The organism is Mycolicibacterium tokaiense, assembly GCF_010725885.1.
In the GTDB taxonomy this organism is placed as follows: Bacteria; Actinomycetota; Actinomycetes; order Mycobacteriales; family Mycobacteriaceae; genus Mycobacterium; species Mycobacterium tokaiense.
Window position 1 is genome coordinate 1,660,962 of the sequence record NZ_AP022600.1, and the last position, 15,618, is coordinate 1,676,579.

Genomic DNA, 15,618 nt, shown 5'->3' on the forward strand with positions numbered 1-15,618 from the left:
CGGACGGAGAGGTTGGGTGAATTCGGCGCGGCCTGGCAAGACGACCCGCCGAGGCCACATTCTCGGAGTTGAATTCTCCGGTTGAACTGGCCGCCTTGGCTTTTAGCACATTCTTTCCAGCACCGGCGGGCCTTGCGACCCGTCGACCGCTCGAAGAGCGCCGTCGCGTTTATCAAGAGACGAGTCCCGGAGGCGTTACTCCCCGCACGCGGCGACCACGTGACGATCGGCAGCCGGACCGACCACGGACCAGAAGTCGGCGGCGCCAACTACATAGCGCTGGACGCGACGGACGCCGAGGCGCTGACCCGTGCCGCCGAGGGAACCGCCGCCATCTTTCACACCGCAAATCCGGGACCATACCCGGTGTGGGAGAAACTCTGGCCCCCAATGTCATCGGCACTTCTGACCGCCACTGAACGCACCGGGTCGGTGTATGCGATGGCAGGGAACCTCTACCCACTCGGGCCTGTCGATGTGCCGATGACCGAGAACATGGAAGACGCTGCCGTCGACCACAAGGGCCGGCTTCGTGCCCGGATCTGGGCTGCCGCACTCGATGCCCACCGGGCCGGAAGAATCCGTGCGTTCGAAGTTCGCGGATCGGACTACATCGGTGGCAAGAGCATCGCCGGTCACATCGGCCAGGCCCTACCCCGAGCCTTGAAGGGGAAACCTGTCTGGATGGTGGGGCGTGTCGACACTCCCCACACCTTCACCGACGTGCACGATGTCGCGCGGTTGCTCGTTGCCGTCTACGACGCCGGACACCTACGGCCGAACCTGGCACGTACCGAGCAACCCTGCGAAGACGCAAAAAGAAATGATCGGCCAGCTTCTCGAGATGGCGGGGCGGCCGCAGGTGCAGGTGCGCGGCTTGAGACCCATAGTGCTGCGCGCGTTGGGTGTCTTCTCCCCTGAGATGAAGGAGATTTCGCAGCTGAGCTACGTGAGAGGACACGCGTCGCCGTACGCTGCGAGCAGCCGGGTGGACGGGGACCGGATAACCGACACACCGGCGGACGAAATGACCTCGCCGCTCTGCATCCTCCACCGAGAATGGCAGCTGGGTGGTACTGCTGGTCTCTGGCAATCGCCATACCACGGCGGCAAGCTCGGGTGCATGCCCACCACACACTCACATCCAGCCCTTCTCATCGTGGGGGCCGACCGCACGGTACCGATCACCGTGCAGCGCCGCTCCCACATGAAACCTGCCGATGCGATGGCGTTCATCGCGCCAATCGACCTCACGACGATCTTCAAACCGCTGTGTCCGTTTCCCGGTGTAGCCGGTGTCGAGAACCAGATCGAAGCGTGGGATCACTCTGGGCCGTCGCGCAATCCGCAGTTCACCGACGGATCTCAGGTCGACGAGCAGCTGACCGAATGGGTCGAGGGCACGAGCTTCGCCTATCAACTGACCAATTTCACCAACGCGCTCTCGAAACTCGCCGAGGGCGTTCGCGGCGAGTGGACCTTCACACCCGATGGAGAAGGAACCCTGATCCGGTGGAGCTACGAATTCAAGCCGCTTGCGGGCCGCCGTTGGATCATCGCCGGCCCATTCAAGCCACTGTGGGCGCGGTACATGCGCGCAGCACTGAGAGCCAGTGTCAGTGCACTCGAGTCACGCGCTGCACCGACAACTGACGGCGCAAAGGCTCTGCGGACTCAGCGTCGCACTACGGGAGCCCACCCGGGTGACTCATCAATGGTTGTCTCAGTGCGAAGAACCCCACGATGAGTGCGGCGCATGCCGGGGCCGCCCGGGTTTCTCTGCCCGCGTGTCGGCGTCGACTGCGAAGATGGCGTGCAGGATCGTCTCGGCGCCGTTTGCCGCGGAGTCTGGGCTCAGTGATCTTGGCCGGAGTCGCTCCCGTCACCATCACCTTTGCCTCGATCTGTGGTACCCCAACACACACGTTCATTTTCGGCACGTTTCAGGCGTTGGTCGCCGCGCCAGACGTCCCGGAAGTCGCGGCGGGAGGGATGAAGTACTCCCGCATAACGATGATGCGCCCGTCACGGATCTCGGCGACGCCGGCGACGCGCGCAGACATCAGTAATTCGCCGGCGGCACTGTAGAAGTCATCGACACGTTCGGTGAACACGTAAGGACCCTGCGACACAATGAACTTGAAGTCGACGATCATCGTTTCGAACCCTGGTGGCTCGGTGGCGACGAGAGCTTGAGCCTCTTCGATGCCCACCGTGGTGACGAGGCCGACGTTCTCCCATACGGTCTCTGGGGTGAAAAATTCGTCGAAGGCTGCCATCGCGACGGCTTTGGAGATGCTCCAGCGTCCGAAGAACTCGCGGAACACAGCGCTGGGGTCCGTGGCGGAAGAGGTGGTGTTGTTGGTGCTGTGTGCTTGTGTCATGCCGTTCAGCGTGCCGAATGGATCCGCGGCGGGGAACGTCCAGTCTTAGCCCCGACTGCAGGCAACCTAGGACAAATTCTTCCCTCCCCTGGACCGTAATGGCGGGAATAATGGGGAGATGGTCAGTGGTTCGGATTCCGCCGGTTCCCTGGGGAGCTTCCTGCGGGCGCGGCGCGCCGAGTTGGACCCCGGTGAGGTGGGGTTACCTGCGCCGGGGGGCCGTCGGCGCGTTCCCGGTCTGCGCCGTGAGGAGGTTGCTCAGCTGGCGGCCATCAGCCACGACTATTACGCCCGACTCGAACAGGGCCGCGTTGCGCCCTCGCCTGCGGTCTTGAACGCTCTTTGCGATGTCCTGCGACTCGACAGCGAGCAACGTAGTTACCTTTACGAACTCGCCGGCAAGCCCGTCCTTGACCGCCGTGCGCCCACATCGGATCCCTTTCGGCCACAAGTTCAACGCCTCCTCGACGCGATGACGGGGGTTCCCGCCTTCCTTTTTGATCGTCGATTCGACATCCTGGCCTGGAACGCGTTGGCCGCCGCGGTCTACGTCGACTTCAGTACCATCCCGCCTGGCCAGCGCAATTATGTACACCTGGTCTTCACCCACCCCGGCGTCCGCGCGCTCTACGCCGACTGGGATGCCGTCGCCCGGACCTGCGTTGCAACACTGCGCAGATCTGCCGCCCAGAACCCGGATGACCCTCGTCTGCTCGCACTGGTCGACGAATTACGCACCCGCGACGACAGGTTCCGCACCTGGTGGGGAGTGCACGAGGTGGTCAATTTCAGTCGCGGAACCACAATCCTGCGCCATCCGGTCGCCGGCGAGCTCACACTGGACTGGGACATCTTCGCCAGCGACGCCGACCCTGGCCAACGCCTGATGACGATGACCGCACCCCCACACAGCCCCACCCACCAAGCGCTGCAGTTCCTCAGCTCGTGGAACAACAGCACCGTCCAGTAAAGGCTCTCTCGCTGAAGGACTTCACGGCCGAGTAACGTCATTCAGGCTTTTCGCAGCCCGTGCGGTTGTACCTGAACAGGCAGCAGGCGACGGTTACTCGCATGTCGCGATGACTACCCCCGCGTCCCATTTGCTGCTAAGCATGTCCTAGCAGTACCAACGTCGGGAGGGCGCTATGGCACTGGATGTGACCATTGAGGATCTGGCGGCCTCTGGGGTGGCGGTCACCGGGCACGGCGAAGAGGTGGCCACGAAGCACTGCGCGGCGGATAGCCGCATGGAGAGCGCCCGGGGCGGATGGCAAGGCCAGGAGTTCTGGTCGATGGAAGAACGGCACGCCGAGGCACTGAAAGTACGAGAACAGCAAGCAGATACCATCGCCGCACGGATGTAGCGGCTCGCCGTGACCCTCACCTTCGCAGACATTGAGCGCTGGGATGCCGGCGACGTCCGCGAGGTGTTTCACGCTGCCAGCAGCCGCGCCCAGGCCGTCCAGGACGCAGCCGACGGTCTAGCGGAGCTACCCGCCTTCACGACTTGGGGCGGCGAAGCGGCGGAAGCCGCCAAGGAAGCGATCGGCAAGACCCGTGCCGACCTCGATGCTCACGGGCAAGAAGCACTCGCCGTTGCCAATGCCGCCCGCAGTGCGGCCGATGAGATCGACCGCATCAAATCCGAGCTCGCCACCCTCAAAGCTGACGCGGCTGCGCTCGGCATGGAGATCGACCCGGTAACGGGACAAGTGGTGGCCGGACCGGGCGTCAGCGGCCACCCCATGGAGGTACTCCTCAAGCAGCAGCAGCTCCAGCCACGCGTAGATAAGCTCATCGCCGAGGCCAACCAGGTGGATATGGCGCTGGCCAACGCCATCGATATGGCCGGCGGAGACACGCCGATTCCTGCGTCGCCGCATACCAACGATCCCGAGATTCAAGCCGCACTGAATCAGCCGATGCCAGAGGACCCACGCGAGTTCAACGAGCTGTGGGACAAGCTGAACAAAGAGCAGCGCGACTGGCTGTTTGAGCAGGATCCGGGTATCGGTAATCACCCGGGGATGCCGTGGGGCGGTGGCGCGGAAAATCCGGGCAAAGACTTCTACAACCGGCAGCACCTGGAGTCGCTTACCGCCGACGCTCAAGCTGACATTGACCGCCTCACAGCTGCGCATCCCGAGTGGGCCCGAGACCCTGCACTGCTCAGCATGCCGGGGTATCCACCGCCCGGGTGGGAGACCTGGCGGCAGCAGTGGGATAAGGCGCATCACGCGCTGAACGGCTACAAGTCGGTCAACTCGGCGCTGCAATCACCGGACGGCGTTCCGCGACTCCTGGGCGTGATCGACGATCAGGGGCACGCTGCCGTATCAATTGGCAACCCGGACACAGCATCACGCACGGCGACGCTGGTACCGGGGACCGGTCAAGATCTCACGGCGTTCGAGGGCGCTTCGTTCAAGTCAGCGGCGATGTATGACGCCGCAATCCGGGCTGATCGAAGTCTCAGCGGCGAACTGGCGGTGATGACGTGGATGGGCTATGACCGTCCGATGACTCTGATGGAGGCGGGATCGGCGGACTATGCCCGCAACGGCGCTGGAGCGCTCGACGCCTACATGGCGGGTCTTGAGGTCACTCATGTTGGCCCCCAGGCAGTCGATACTGTGATCGGACACAGTTATGGCTCAACCCTGGTCGGTGCGGCCGGCGCCGATGGGCATCACCTTGCGGCCGAGAATGTCATCGCCGTCGGCAGTCCCGGCATCCTGGTCAACCATGCCTCGGAGCTCAGCCTTGATGCGGGTGGCAATGTGTATGCCATGCGCGCCGACAACGACATCATCGAGCTCGTGTCGGGCGCGGTTCTAGGGCTGAATCCGACCTGGGACGGCTTCGGTGCCGTCGAGTTGGCGGCGGCGCCCGGTCCGACGTGGGGGCCTGAGTTCCTGGGTTTGCCGTCGGTTGCGGCGCACAGCAGCTATTGGGACCCGGGCAACCCGGCGCTGCTCAATATGGGGGCCGTCATCGCCGGTCAAACACCGCCGCAGATTGTGCCGAACGGATGAGGGGGCAGCGATGGAGTGGCTAGCTGTCCGGGCCGCAGCGCGCTGGGTCGCTGCCGTCGGCATCGTCGGTAGTGCCGTTCTTGGCTGCAGCGAGTCACCGCCGCTGGGGCCCGCAGTTCCGACGGGAGCAACCGAACTAGAAGGGTCGCCCATGACATCTGGACCCCCACCACCACCCGGATGGCACCTCAATGAGGTGACGCCAAGCAGCGAGCAGGAGGCGCACAGCAGTCTCCTCACCTATGTGAAGCAGACGCTCGCAGCGTTACCGCCAGGCACGACGTTCGATAGCGGAGCGTTCGTGGGTTCGGGCGCGACACCCTGGTGCGATGACCAACCGGATGATCCGGCGACGGCGCCGGTCCGGCTGCAGGCGCTGGGCGATATCAAGGTTCCCGATGGCATGGCTCCAGAAGAGATCATCTCGGCCGCGGGCCAGACGTGGCGCAGCTGGGGTTGGTACGTGTACCAGCGTGATGACTTCAAGAGCCCCAACCAGTTTGGCTACGGGCCTGACGGCTACCGGTTGCAGATCGAGGTGTCGAACCCACCCTCGTACCCGCCGACATTGACGGCGATCTCACCGTGTTTCCCAGGCAACCTTGTGCGCGACGACCTGCAGTTTCCCCGCGTGGTCACGGCGGAATAGGCCGCATTGCGGATAGGCGGACTCTGGCGGAAATCTTGCCGTCGTGTACTCGATCTATGTCTGAGCCACTGCCAGTCATCCTGTCGCAGAAGCTGACCGGACGAACCCGTAGCCTCAGCGTAGCTAGGGGTGCTGCTTTCGGTGTAGTCGATGATCGCAGCGGCCATCGACGCCGGGCCCGGAAAGACTGGCGTGGTGGAAGGCGTATCTCCCGTCGTTGTGTCCGTCGCACTGCGGACCCGACCGCCGCCGAGCTCCCCGAGACGGACAATCTATGGGTATTCCACTTCGGAGCTGACCCTGATCCAGTTCATGGTCGTGGAGTCGACCTGTTGGAGCTCTGCGACGGCGCCATCGTAAAGAGCTGAGTAGCCTAGCTTTCTAGCCTCTCTAGCTGCGTCCTCAAAGTAAACATCTTGAGGTCCGCCGTGAAGTCGTTCCGTGCTTTGTCCAGCCGGGTCGTGGCCCGGCTCCGTCGGACGCTCTCCTTGCGAGGAGCGGTCACGTACTTGGAGATCCCAAAGACACGTGTCCGCCTAGTCGTTCCGGAGAAGTCATCCGCGGACCCCGGCACTACATGCGCGTACTCGCTAGCGAATCTGGGGACCCGAAAAATCCCACTTTCATGTCCAACTGGACATCGCCTGGACATTTGAGCTGGGAAATGGACATCAAACGCGGGAAGCCACAGCTCGTGTGGCTTCTCACGTTTCATGTCCATCACCGCGCCGCTGACCTGCATCGTCGGTGGCGTTCTCAGTCGATGTCCACACCGCAAATTCTCACTTTCATGTCCACACCGTCACTGACGTGAACACGGTCCTGCAAACCCATAGCTCGCGAATCCCGCGCACCAGGCCTCAATTCGTCACTGTGATGCAACGTCACGACATCTCCTCCGCGGGGCCGTGCAACTCTGAAAGTTGATGCACTGCAGCCATTTCGGGATCAACAGGCCTGAAGCTCATTGCGACTTCACCTCTATGCCGGCGGGTGGAAGACATCCGGCGTTGCGATCGATTTACCTGTACCGGTTTAGGGATGTGGCACTGCTCCAGGATGCGATCGCTCCGGCCGGTATCGGTTAGCTGAGCGTGTTGTGCGAGGCTACACGCCCGGTGACGCTTGGCTGGCGGCGGCAGTCTCGGGGTTGAGACTAGCCCGGCGATTGTTCGATCGTCGCGGAAGGTGATGCGCGCTACGAAATCGCCGGCCTCGAACGCCGAAGGTGTGTTGGTGATGGTGATGGTGAAGTCGCCGGCGCGCACGGCCTCGGTCGCCTTGGCTCTCAGAGGAACCCGGCATCCCGGCGAGATAGGCCCACGCCTCGGCGAGCCCCTCCTCGGTCAACCCTGCGCGCATCGTCGAATCGAAGCGCTCGGTGATATCTGCCCATCGGCCGTGCGCATGGTCATCGAGCACTTACCGGGCCAAGTCAATGGCGTCCAGAAGGGGGCTGGTGTTCATGACCTCTCCGTTTCGGGGGTCGGTGGGCTTGCCGTACTTCTGGAAGACGGTCTGACGGGAGACGCCGAGCACCTGACCGATGCCCTGCCAGGTGCTGCCCGCGTCCCGGGCCTGTTGCACCGCCGCAGCCATCAATGCCCCAGCCCCACTGCGGATGTGGGCGGCGTCGCGCACCAGATCGAGCGGATCGTGGTCACTCGCCAAGAGCGGCGCGGCGAGGAGCTGAGCGAGTTGGCGATGGAGCTTCTGACCGGCCACCGCGACTGACGATCCCGACATGCGTCAAGTTTATGTTGACAGATTCGGAGATGTCAGTCTGTGGTTGACGCTCCTCGAGCACCGGCAGCTACGCCTCGCGGTGCCAGCGCCGTCTCGTTGCCGGCCCGTGTCCGTCGTGGAGGATGCACGGCCCTAGGCCGGGATCGGTCATCCCGTGATGGATCTGATTTTTGCGATGAGCGCAGCGGGCGTGGTGGGTGTGTAGTCCTCGCCATTGATGCGGATCGTCGGCGTTGCGTTGACCTCGCTCGCGGCAGCCGTGCCCTTCACCGTGTTCAGATACTGCCCACTGGTGACGCACTCGCGCACGCTGCTGTCGGCGCCCGCTTGACGCGCGATCTCGATGAGTTGGTCATCGGTGGGAAACGTTGTGTCCGTCTCGCTGGGCTGCTGGGCATACAATGCGGCGTAGAAGCGGCGAAACGCCGGCTTGTCGGACGTGGTGTCCTCATCGGCCACGCAGTACGCGGCTGCCCCGGCCCGCGACGAGTGGTTCTGATTGGTCGGACGGTCCAGAATCGCGACCATGGTGTAGTCAGCGGCTACCGCGCCACTGTCGATGAGGTCGTTGATGGTTTGGCCGAACTCCATCTCATAGTTCCTGCAGGCGGGACAGAGGAAGTCCTCGTATATCGACACCACGGCCTTGGGTTCAGCGCTGCCCGGTGTAGTGATCACGGTGTCGGTCACCGCGCGGATTGCCGTGGTCTCCCCGCCAGCGGGGGTGTCCTCACCGCCGATCACCATGGCGAGCACAAGCACCACCGCGCCGACGACCACGGCGACGGTGAGCCCAACCTGCACGATGAGCTTGCGCCTACGGCGGGCTGCCGCTTGCGGCTGGGAACCGGGAACGGGTGAAGGTGAGGCCGCCATGCGGCAACGGTAGGCCGCTCGGTGGCATCAGGGGCACGTAACGCCTGCAGGACATCGTCGGGTCAACCCGTAGATGGATCGCGCCCCGGCAGACCGGCACGCCACGCAACCGCAGCGCTTGGCGCACACCTCTCAACCCGTCCACGCGGGACCGCGCCAGAGACCGGGATACAACCGTGGCATCGGCTGGCGGCCCGCAGCCACACTGGGCAGAACCTCCGTCTCGACTATCTAATAGGCATGGGACGCCATACCGTGACGAGGACACTGTGAGACAACAACTCCGCGCACTCAGTCAGTGCTCGCGGGATTGCTGCAGAACGTGTGGTCGGCGTACTCGAAGTCGGAGATGCGCCGATCCACGACGGTGGCGGTGGGGTGCAGCCGCCCGTGCGGCTCGTCGGCGGGGGTGCCGACGAGGCGATGTTCAGAGTTGGGTCATGCCGCCGTCGGCGACGAGATCGATGCCGGTGATGAAGCTGGAGTCGCTGGAGGCCAGGAAGAGTACGGCCTTGGCGATCTCCTCGGGGCGCCCGATCCGGCCGAGCGGCACCATGCCGATCATCTGCTGTTCGAAGGCTCGCTCCTCCTCGGGGGTGCGCCCCGAGGTGTGCAGGATCGGGGTGTCGATCAGCCCGGGGCTGAGCGTGTTGACGCGGATGCCGCGGTCCTTGAATTCGGCGGCCCAGGTTCGCGCGAACGAGCGGACCGCCGCCTTGGACGCGGAGTAGGGTCCGAAGCCCGGAATGCCGAGATAGTGGGCGTTGGAGGCGGTCAGGACGATCGAGGCGCCGTCGCTGAGGAGGTCGACGGCCTTCTGGACGGTGAAGAACACGCCGCGCGTGTTGGCGTTGAAGACCTTGTCGTAGTGTTCGGGTGTCGCGGAGGCTCCTTCGGGTGCCAGACCGCCGACGGCGGCGTTGGCGAAGATGACGTCGACGCTGCCCTTCTCGCGCCGGACCACCTCGTAGAGTCTGTCGAGGTCGTCGAGTTCAGCGACGTCGCCTTGAACCGGGGTGACGTTGTGCCCGATCTCGGTGGCCGCCTTGTCGAGTTCGGTCTGGCGGCGACCGGTGATGTAGACGTGGGCGCCTTGGGCGACGAACTCCGTGGCTGTGGCCAGACCGATGCCGCTGGAACCGCCGGTGATGACGGCTACTTTGCCTTCGAGTTTCCCGGACATGGGTGAACCTTTCTTTGGTGTTGTGCCGCACTCTCTTTCGGCATGCGGTGATCGTCTGGATCGGGTGGCGACAGCTCACGCCCCGTTGCTGGGCGGCATCGGCTGTCGCACCGCGAATCACACCGCTGCGACGGCACCCCCGATGGTCGCGTCGGTGATGCCGTAACGGTCGGACAGGTCGGCCGCCAGTGCGCGCAGTGCGTCTGCGGGCTGTGCGGGGATCAGGATGCGGGTGACGCCGATGGCGGCGTAGCCGTCGGCGGTACGGGAAAGCTCGTCGACGATCGCCCGGCGCCGCGTGCCGTCGTCGAGGCCGGTGAGGTCCCCGCCGTAGGGGACCGTCACCTCGATGGCGTCCGCGTCACGTCCGGCGGCGTCAGCTTCGGTGCGGATGATGGCGAGCAGTGGTTGCAGCGCGTCAGGCCCGGCGACGGTGGGGAAGAAACCGTCTCCGATGCGTCCGGCACGGCGCGCCGCGCGTTCGGAGCCGCCGCCGATGACGATAGGGACGCCGCCGTTGACCGGGTGGGGCAGGCTGACGGCGTCGGTGAAGGTGGCGTAGGTGGTGTCCACGGTGGCCTTGGTGTCGCGCCACAGCGCGCGCAGCGCGGTCACGTAGTCGTCGTGGCGGCGGCCGCGGTCCGCGAACGGCACCCCCACCGCGGTGAACTCCTCCTCGAGCCAGCCGACACCGACACCGAGGTGTACGCGCCCACCGGAGAGCACGTCGAGGGAGGCGGCCTGTTTGGCCAGGACCAGCGGATTACGTTGCGGGAGAACGAGAACACCGGTGGCCAGGATGACGCGCTCGGTGACGGCGGCGGCGTAGGCCAACCAGATCAGCGGATCGGCGAGGTCGAACTCGACCTCGCCGCCCATCATCTTGCCGCTCTCGTCGTAGGGGTAGGTGGTCTCGTAGGTGGCGGGGACGACCACGTGGTCGATCGCCCACACCGAGTCCAGCCCGATCTCTTCGGCGAGGCGAGCGGTGCTCGCGGCAGCGGCGGGGTGAGCACCGTAGAAACTGTTCACGCCTAGCAGGCCGAATCTCATGGTGTGCGTCTTCCCGTCGTCGATGGGGTGAGGTGGTGGGTCAGGGCCGGGCGACGCGGAGCAGGAGTTTTCCCGCCAAGCGGCCGGTGTCGAGGATGCGGTGCGCCTCCCGCACGTCGTCGAAGTCGAGCACCCTGTCGATGCCAATGTTCAATGCGCCGCGCCTGCCGGCGTCGGCGATGTAGGCCTTCGCGGCGGCGAGACGGTCGGGGGATTCGACGAGTTCGAACAGGTCGACGAAGGCGACAGATTTGCGGTCGAGGGCGACCAGGGGCACGTCGACGCGGGCCGCGCGGATGTCCGGTGAGGTCTGCGCGCCGTAGCAGAACACGTGCCCGAACGGCGCGGTGGCGGTGATCAGTTGAGCCAGCAGGGGTCCGCCCACCGTGTCGTACACGACCGTCGCGCCGCGCCCGGCGGTGATCGCGGCGACGACGGCGGCGAGGTCCTCGTCGTCGGTGGCGATGGCGTGGTCAGCTCCCAGCGCCAGCAGTTCGGGCTTGCGGGCGGCGGTGCGGGTGGTGGCGATGACGGTGGCGCCGAAGTCGCGTGCGATCTGAATCAACGCGGTACCGACCGACGATGTTGCGGCGGTGACGATCACGGCGTCCCCGGCGCCGATGGGCACCTTGGTGGCCAGGGTGTAGGCCTGCAGGCCGGCCATCCATGTCGCGGCCTCCTGCTCGTCGGAGCGGTCAGCGGGCACCGGGACCAGGGCCCCGACGGGGACGTCGGCGTGGGTGGCGTAGGTGCCGGTACCGACCGTCGGGGACTGGATCGGCAGGATCGCCACCCGCTGGCCCATGGCGAATCCGTCGACGTCGGGTGCGGTGTCGACGACGGTGCCCACGGCTTCGACCCCGAGCGTCGCCGGCAGGGTGGGGGCGATGACGTAGTGGTCTCGCCGGAACAGGGCCTCGAAGCGGTTCACCCCGATGACGTGGATCGCGACGCGCACGTGCCCGGGCTCGAGTGCCGGCAGCTTCAGCGGCACCATCTCCAGCACCTCGGGGCCGCCGAGGTGGGTGAACTGCACCCGCCTCATGGCGTCATCGGAAGGACGTTCGTCGATTGTCAACGGCTCGGCCATGTTTCGCTCCATTCCGGTGGTGTCACCGCATGCGTCAGCGGTTGCCAGCATATGTAACTATCACTGTTACATCAGACCATATGTAATGATGGTGGTTACAGTCAAATGGTGTGAGGAGATGCAGGTGAGCGCGAACAGCCGGATGAGTCTGGCGGTGCACGTGTTGACGTGGATCGCCTTCGATCGCCGCGGGACCGACAAGGAGATCGCCACCTCGGCGCGCATCGCGACCAGCGTCAACACCAACCCGGTGGTGATCCGGCGCAGCCTGGGAGAACTGCGTAAGGCGGGCCTGGTGCAGGCCACGCGTGGTCGCGACGGCGGATGGACCCTGACCCGCGATGCCGCCGACATCACCCTGCTCGACGTCTATCTGGCCGTGGGCGGTGAGCCGATCTTCGCGATGCACACCACCCCGCCGGATGCCGAGTGCTACGTCGGGTTCGGCATCCAACCCGTGTTGACGCGGGTGTACGCCGATGCCACCGCCTCGCTGTGCAGCACGCTGAAGAACACGACGATCGCCGACGTGCTACGCGACGCGGTGGCCGAGTACGCCGCCAACGCCGCAGTCTCCTAGCTGGCCGCTATGGCGCGCCGGCCACGCAGAACACGTTGCCGTCCGGGTCGGCCAGCACCACCCACCCGAAGTCCGGGCCGGCGGTGTGCCGGCCCACCTCCACAGCGCCCGCGGCGATCAGACGGGCCGCGTCGCGGTCCTTGTCCGGCGAGTGCAGGTCCAGGTGCAGTCGGTTCTTCCCCGGTGCGGGGTCGGGCACCTTCTGGAAGCCCAGCCGCAGACCGGTTGCCAGCGTGACCATCACGAATTCACCTGCCGCCGCGACGGTCACCCGACCGTCGAGGGCGCGGGCCCACCACGCCGCCAGCGCTTCGGGGTCGGTGCAGTCGACCGTCACCATCGACACCTCCAGTGTCGGCGTGTCTCCGTTGCTCATCAGCGGTTCTCCTCTGTTCGTATATCGGCGTGCAGCACAGCCGTCTCGCTGCCCGGCTACGGGGTGAAGACGTCGGCGGCGTGGATGGTGTCGAGGTATTCGCGCACGGCCGCGATCAGCCCGTCGCGCAGGTCGAATACGCACACGATGCGGTTGTCGTAGTCCACGCCGGTCGCCGATCGGCCGGTGGTGTGAGTTTCCACCACGATCCGCTCCTCGGTTGCGGTCACCGAGGTGACGTCGACCCGCGGCCCGTCAGGCAGAGCCGTCGCGACCCGGCCGAGCATCGCCGGGAACTGCTCCCGGTCGTAGGTGCCCGCCAGGGCGAACCGCCCGCCGGGCCTACCGGGCACCGTCCAGGTGAAGTCCGGCGTCGTGCGTGCCAGTGCCGCCTCGATGTCGCCGGCGCCCAAGTCGGCGAAAAAGCCGCTCGCTGTGTCCATGTTCGTCTCCTGTGTGTTCGTCAGCGGTCGGTGATGCGGGTGTCGGCGACCGTTTCGGCGAACCCGACGCCGAACACCTCGACGGGATTGCGGAAGCCTGGGCGTACCTCGCTTTCCAGCACCCGGCGCGCGGCATGGACCGCGGCCAGCGGGGTAAAGGTGTAGCCGTTCACGGTGTCGAGCACTGAGCGCACGATCCGGCCGTCGCGTCCGGTGGCCTCCGCGGCCGCGTGATAGCGGTTTGCATCGCGTTGCTGCGCGCTGGGACCGTCGGGCAGGTCGGCCAGCGCCCCGTCGGGGAACGCGTCACCGGAGGCGTACACGTAGGTGTCGATGTTCGGGATACCGGTCGCCCGCCCAATGGTGATCAAGTCCGGCAGCGTAATCGGCGTGCACTCCACGTCGCCGAACCCGAAATCGAAGTGCCGCACCGCCTTCGGGTCCCCGGTGACCAGGTGTCCGTCGACGCGGTGCAGGGTCTCGGTGGTGAGGTTCTCGCTGGCGCTGATGGCCGAGCCCCGCGACATCGACCCCGCCACGTGCAGAGCGATCCGCAACCGCTGCGGCGCCTCGACGCGGGCGGCGGTGTGCGCGGCCAGACATCCCAGCATGGCCACACTGCCGCCGCTGCCCGGCAGGAGCATGACGCCCGCGGCGGTCGCGGCGGTGTCGAGGGTTTCGGCTAGCCGGTAGCTGTCCAACTCGGCGGCGATGTCGAGGTAGTGGGTGCTGGTGCGGATCGCCGCCTCCATCAGCGGCCGCGCCGTGCGCAGGTAGGGACCGGCACAGTTCAGCAGCACCGTCGTGCCCTTCAGAGCCTCGTCGACCGCGCTTCTGTCGTCGACAGCGAATGCCCGGTTTTCGCAACCCAATCGGTCGGCGACAACGGCGATCGTTTCGCCGTTGCGACCACCGAGCACCGGGTTCAAGCCAAGATCGCGGGCATGCTCGGCGGCCATCGTGCCGGTGTAACCCGTTGCGCCGTATATCAATAACTTGCCCACGTCAGTGCTGCCAACTCTTGTACACGAATTCCAGGCTGTAGCCGTCGGGGTCGAGGACGTTGGCGGCGTAGTAACGCGGGTCGTAGTGCAACCGCGGACCCGGTGACCCGTTGTCGATGGCGCCCGCGGCGATCGCCGCGGCGTAGGCGGCGTCCACCTCGGCCTCGCTGTCGGCGACGAACCCGATGTGGGCGGCGCCGCCGTCAGCTGTACCGCGGCGCAGCCAGAAGATCATCCGTCCGGTGTCGGCGTCACCGAGCCCGTATAGGTCGGGGTGTCCGGGTGGGCCGTCCTCGCCGGCGTAGTCCAGTCGGGTGGTGATTCCCAGCGGGGCCAGCGCGACAGTGTAGAACGCAGTCGACGCCTGCGGGTCGGACACGGTGAGGAAAACGTGGTCGAGCACTTGGGAGTCCCCCTTCTAGATGATGTAGCCGCCGGCGACTTCGATGGTCTGCGCGTTGATCCACCGGTTGTCGTCCGACAGCAGGCTGGCGATCACGGTGCCCACCTCGTCGGGTTCTCCAACGCGACCCAGTGCGGTTTGGGCGGCCAGTGCAGCCTCGAACTCGTCTGTCAGGCCGCCGCCGAGCTCGGTGCGGATCGGTCCCGGCGAGATGGCGTTGGCCCGGATTCCGCGCTCGCCGAACTCCTTGGCCTGATACCGGGTCAGCACGCCCAGGCCGCCCTTGAAGCTGGCGTACGGCGCCACGCCGGGCGTCGCCACCCGAGTGGTCGCGCTGGTCATGTTGACGATGTGTCCCCCGTCGGCCAGCAGGGGCAGCAGCGTCTGGGTCAGGAAGAACGGGCCCTTGAGGTGCACGTTGAACAGGCCGTCGAACTGCGCCTCGGTCACCGAGGCGATCGGCGTGAACTCGCCGTAGCCGGCATTGTTGACCAGCCCGTCGAACTCCTCACGCTGCCACGTCGCACTCAGCGCCGCGCGCAGAGAATCCCGGAATTCGCCGAACGAGGCGACGTCGGCGACGTTGAGAGGCAACGCCACGGCGGTGCCACCGCCTGCGGTGATGTCGTCAACGACGCGCATCGCCGACTCCGGGCTGGCGTTGTAGGTGAGCACGACACCCATGCCCCGGTTCGCGCAGGCCCGCGCCGTGGCCGCGCCCAAGCCGCGACTTCCGCCGGTGACGACGATGATCGTCATATCTGTGGTTCCTTCCGTCCTGTGGCTGACGGAAATG

Annotated in this window: 18 protein-coding genes; 7 read left to right on the forward strand and 11 right to left on the reverse strand. The window is 65.8% G+C overall.

Going from position 1 to position 15,618, the window contains the following annotated elements:
- Positions 1-219: 219 nt before the first annotated feature.
- Both G6N58_RS07960 and G6N58_RS07965 read left to right on the forward strand, forming a co-directional pair.
- Positions 220-921, forward strand: a complete 702-nt coding sequence (locus tag G6N58_RS07960; RefSeq protein ID WP_147289347.1) for a Rossmann-fold NAD(P)-binding domain-containing protein — start codon at positions 220-222, stop codon at positions 919-921.
- A gap of 202 nt (positions 922-1,123) precedes the next feature.
- Positions 1,124-1,747 (forward strand): SRPBCC family protein, encoded by a 624-nt coding sequence (locus tag G6N58_RS07965; protein WP_115281662.1) that lies wholly within the window; start codon positions 1,124-1,126, stop codon positions 1,745-1,747.
- Between the two features lie 196 nt (positions 1,748-1,943).
- On the opposite strand, the gene G6N58_RS07970 is transcribed toward G6N58_RS07965, so the two are convergent.
- Positions 1,944-2,384 carry a limonene-1,2-epoxide hydrolase family protein gene (locus tag G6N58_RS07970; protein ID WP_115279093.1) on the reverse strand — a complete coding sequence of 147 codons (441 nt, stop codon included), beginning with the start codon at positions 2,382-2,384 and terminating at the stop codon, positions 1,944-1,946.
- 118 nt (positions 2,385-2,502) lie between these two features.
- On the opposite strand from G6N58_RS07970, the gene G6N58_RS07975 reads away from it, so the two are divergent.
- The 4 genes from G6N58_RS07975 (at position 2,503) to G6N58_RS07990 (ending at position 6,068) form a co-directional block, all read left to right on the forward strand.
- Entirely contained in the window at positions 2,503-3,354 is an 852-nt protein-coding gene (locus G6N58_RS07975) for a helix-turn-helix domain-containing protein (protein WP_163907995.1), read from the forward strand.
- Positions 3,355-3,529: 175 nt separating this feature from the next.
- Complete coding sequence (locus G6N58_RS07980; RefSeq protein ID WP_115279092.1) at positions 3,530-3,748, forward strand: hypothetical protein; 219 nt, start codon at positions 3,530-3,532, stop codon at positions 3,746-3,748.
- A 9-nt stretch (positions 3,749-3,757) separates the two neighbouring features.
- The gene (locus tag G6N58_RS07985) at positions 3,758-5,419 is read left to right on the forward strand and encodes an alpha/beta hydrolase (RefSeq protein WP_115279091.1); all 1,662 of its coding nucleotides are present in this window, start codon (positions 3,758-3,760) and stop codon (positions 5,417-5,419) included.
- Positions 5,420-5,570: 151 nt separating this feature from the next.
- A complete protein-coding gene (locus G6N58_RS07990) occupies positions 5,571-6,068 on the forward strand; it encodes a hypothetical protein (RefSeq protein WP_068919327.1) in 498 nt (165 codons plus the stop codon).
- 1,422 nt (positions 6,069-7,490) lie between these two features.
- Here the strand turns inward: G6N58_RS07990 and G6N58_RS07995 are convergent.
- The 5 genes from G6N58_RS07995 to G6N58_RS08015 form a co-directional block, all read right to left on the reverse strand.
- Positions 7,491-7,814: a hypothetical protein gene (locus G6N58_RS07995; protein ID WP_232067784.1), complete on the reverse strand. Its 324-nt coding sequence runs from the start codon at positions 7,812-7,814 to the stop codon at positions 7,491-7,493.
- Positions 7,815-7,961: 147 nt separating this feature from the next.
- Positions 7,962-8,594 carry a DsbA family protein gene (locus G6N58_RS08000; protein ID WP_308213268.1) on the reverse strand — a complete coding sequence of 211 codons (633 nt, stop codon included), beginning with the start codon at positions 8,592-8,594 and terminating at the stop codon, positions 7,962-7,964.
- A 523-nt stretch (positions 8,595-9,117) separates the two neighbouring features.
- A complete protein-coding gene (locus G6N58_RS08005) occupies positions 9,118-9,873 on the reverse strand; it encodes an SDR family NAD(P)-dependent oxidoreductase (protein WP_115279089.1) in 756 nt (251 codons plus the stop codon).
- 117 nt (positions 9,874-9,990) lie between these two features.
- On the reverse strand, positions 9,991-10,905 hold the full coding sequence (locus G6N58_RS08010) for a TIGR03619 family F420-dependent LLM class oxidoreductase (protein ID WP_163907997.1): 915 nt from the start codon (positions 10,903-10,905) through the stop codon (positions 9,991-9,993).
- A 61-nt stretch (positions 10,906-10,966) separates the two neighbouring features.
- Positions 10,967-12,016 carry a zinc-dependent alcohol dehydrogenase family protein gene (locus tag G6N58_RS08015; protein WP_163907999.1) on the reverse strand — a complete coding sequence of 350 codons (1,050 nt, stop codon included), beginning with the start codon at positions 12,014-12,016 and terminating at the stop codon, positions 10,967-10,969.
- 124 nt (positions 12,017-12,140) lie between these two features.
- On the opposite strand from G6N58_RS08015, the gene G6N58_RS08020 reads away from it, so the two are divergent.
- Positions 12,141-12,596 carry an Rrf2 family transcriptional regulator gene (locus G6N58_RS08020; protein ID WP_078022159.1) on the forward strand — a complete coding sequence of 152 codons (456 nt, stop codon included), beginning with the start codon at positions 12,141-12,143 and terminating at the stop codon, positions 12,594-12,596.
- A 7-nt stretch (positions 12,597-12,603) separates the two neighbouring features.
- On the opposite strand, the gene G6N58_RS08025 is transcribed toward G6N58_RS08020, so the two are convergent.
- From G6N58_RS08025 to G6N58_RS08045, 5 genes are read right to left on the reverse strand one after another with little or no spacing between them, the layout of a single operon-like run.
- Positions 12,604-12,972 (reverse strand): VOC family protein, encoded by a 369-nt coding sequence (locus G6N58_RS08025; RefSeq protein ID WP_078020243.1) that lies wholly within the window; start codon positions 12,970-12,972, stop codon positions 12,604-12,606.
- 56 nt (positions 12,973-13,028) lie between these two features.
- Positions 13,029-13,415, reverse strand: coding sequence for a nuclear transport factor 2 family protein (locus G6N58_RS08030; protein ID WP_078020244.1), 387 nt, complete (start codon positions 13,413-13,415; stop codon positions 13,029-13,031).
- Positions 13,416-13,435: 20 nt separating this feature from the next.
- A complete protein-coding gene (locus G6N58_RS08035) occupies positions 13,436-14,419 on the reverse strand; it encodes a saccharopine dehydrogenase family protein (RefSeq protein WP_115279086.1) in 984 nt (327 codons plus the stop codon).
- Position 14,420: 1 nt separating this feature from the next.
- Entirely contained in the window at positions 14,421-14,822 is a 402-nt protein-coding gene (locus tag G6N58_RS08040) for a VOC family protein (RefSeq protein WP_115279085.1), read from the reverse strand.
- Between the two features lie 15 nt (positions 14,823-14,837).
- Positions 14,838-15,581 (reverse strand): SDR family NAD(P)-dependent oxidoreductase, encoded by a 744-nt coding sequence (locus tag G6N58_RS08045; protein WP_115279084.1) that lies wholly within the window; start codon positions 15,579-15,581, stop codon positions 14,838-14,840.
- Positions 15,582-15,618 lie beyond the last annotated feature (37 nt).

What these genes read in the sequence shown, in the direction of transcription:
- G6N58_RS07990 (WP_068919327.1), top strand. Translation starts at nt 5,571, where the DNA reads ATGACATCTGGACCCCCACCACCACCCGGATGGCACCTCAATGAGGTG.
- G6N58_RS08005 (WP_115279089.1), bottom strand. Translation starts at nt 9,873, where the DNA reads ATGTCCGGGAAACTCGAAGGCAAAGTAGCCGTCATCACCGGCGGTTCC.
- G6N58_RS07975 (WP_163907995.1), top strand. Translation starts at nt 2,503, where the DNA reads ATGGTCAGTGGTTCGGATTCCGCCGGTTCCCTGGGGAGCTTCCTGCGG.
- G6N58_RS07965 (WP_115281662.1), top strand. Translation starts at nt 1,124, where the DNA reads ATGCCCACCACACACTCACATCCAGCCCTTCTCATCGTGGGGGCCGAC.
- G6N58_RS08025 (WP_078020243.1), bottom strand. Translation starts at nt 12,972, where the DNA reads ATGAGCAACGGAGACACGCCGACACTGGAGGTGTCGATGGTGACGGTC.
- G6N58_RS08045 (WP_115279084.1), bottom strand. Translation starts at nt 15,581, where the DNA reads ATGACGATCATCGTCGTCACCGGCGGAAGTCGCGGCTTGGGCGCGGCC.
- G6N58_RS08015 (WP_163907999.1), bottom strand. Translation starts at nt 12,016, where the DNA reads ATGGCCGAGCCGTTGACAATCGACGAACGTCCTTCCGATGACGCCATG.
- G6N58_RS07980 (WP_115279092.1), top strand. Translation starts at nt 3,530, where the DNA reads ATGGCACTGGATGTGACCATTGAGGATCTGGCGGCCTCTGGGGTGGCG.
- G6N58_RS08030 (WP_078020244.1), bottom strand. Translation starts at nt 13,415, where the DNA reads ATGGACACAGCGAGCGGCTTTTTCGCCGACTTGGGCGCCGGCGACATC.
- G6N58_RS07995 (WP_232067784.1), bottom strand. Translation starts at nt 7,814, where the DNA reads ATGTCGGGATCGTCAGTCGCGGTGGCCGGTCAGAAGCTCCATCGCCAA.
- G6N58_RS07970 (WP_115279093.1), bottom strand. Translation starts at nt 2,384, where the DNA reads ATGACACAAGCACACAGCACCAACAACACCACCTCTTCCGCCACGGAC.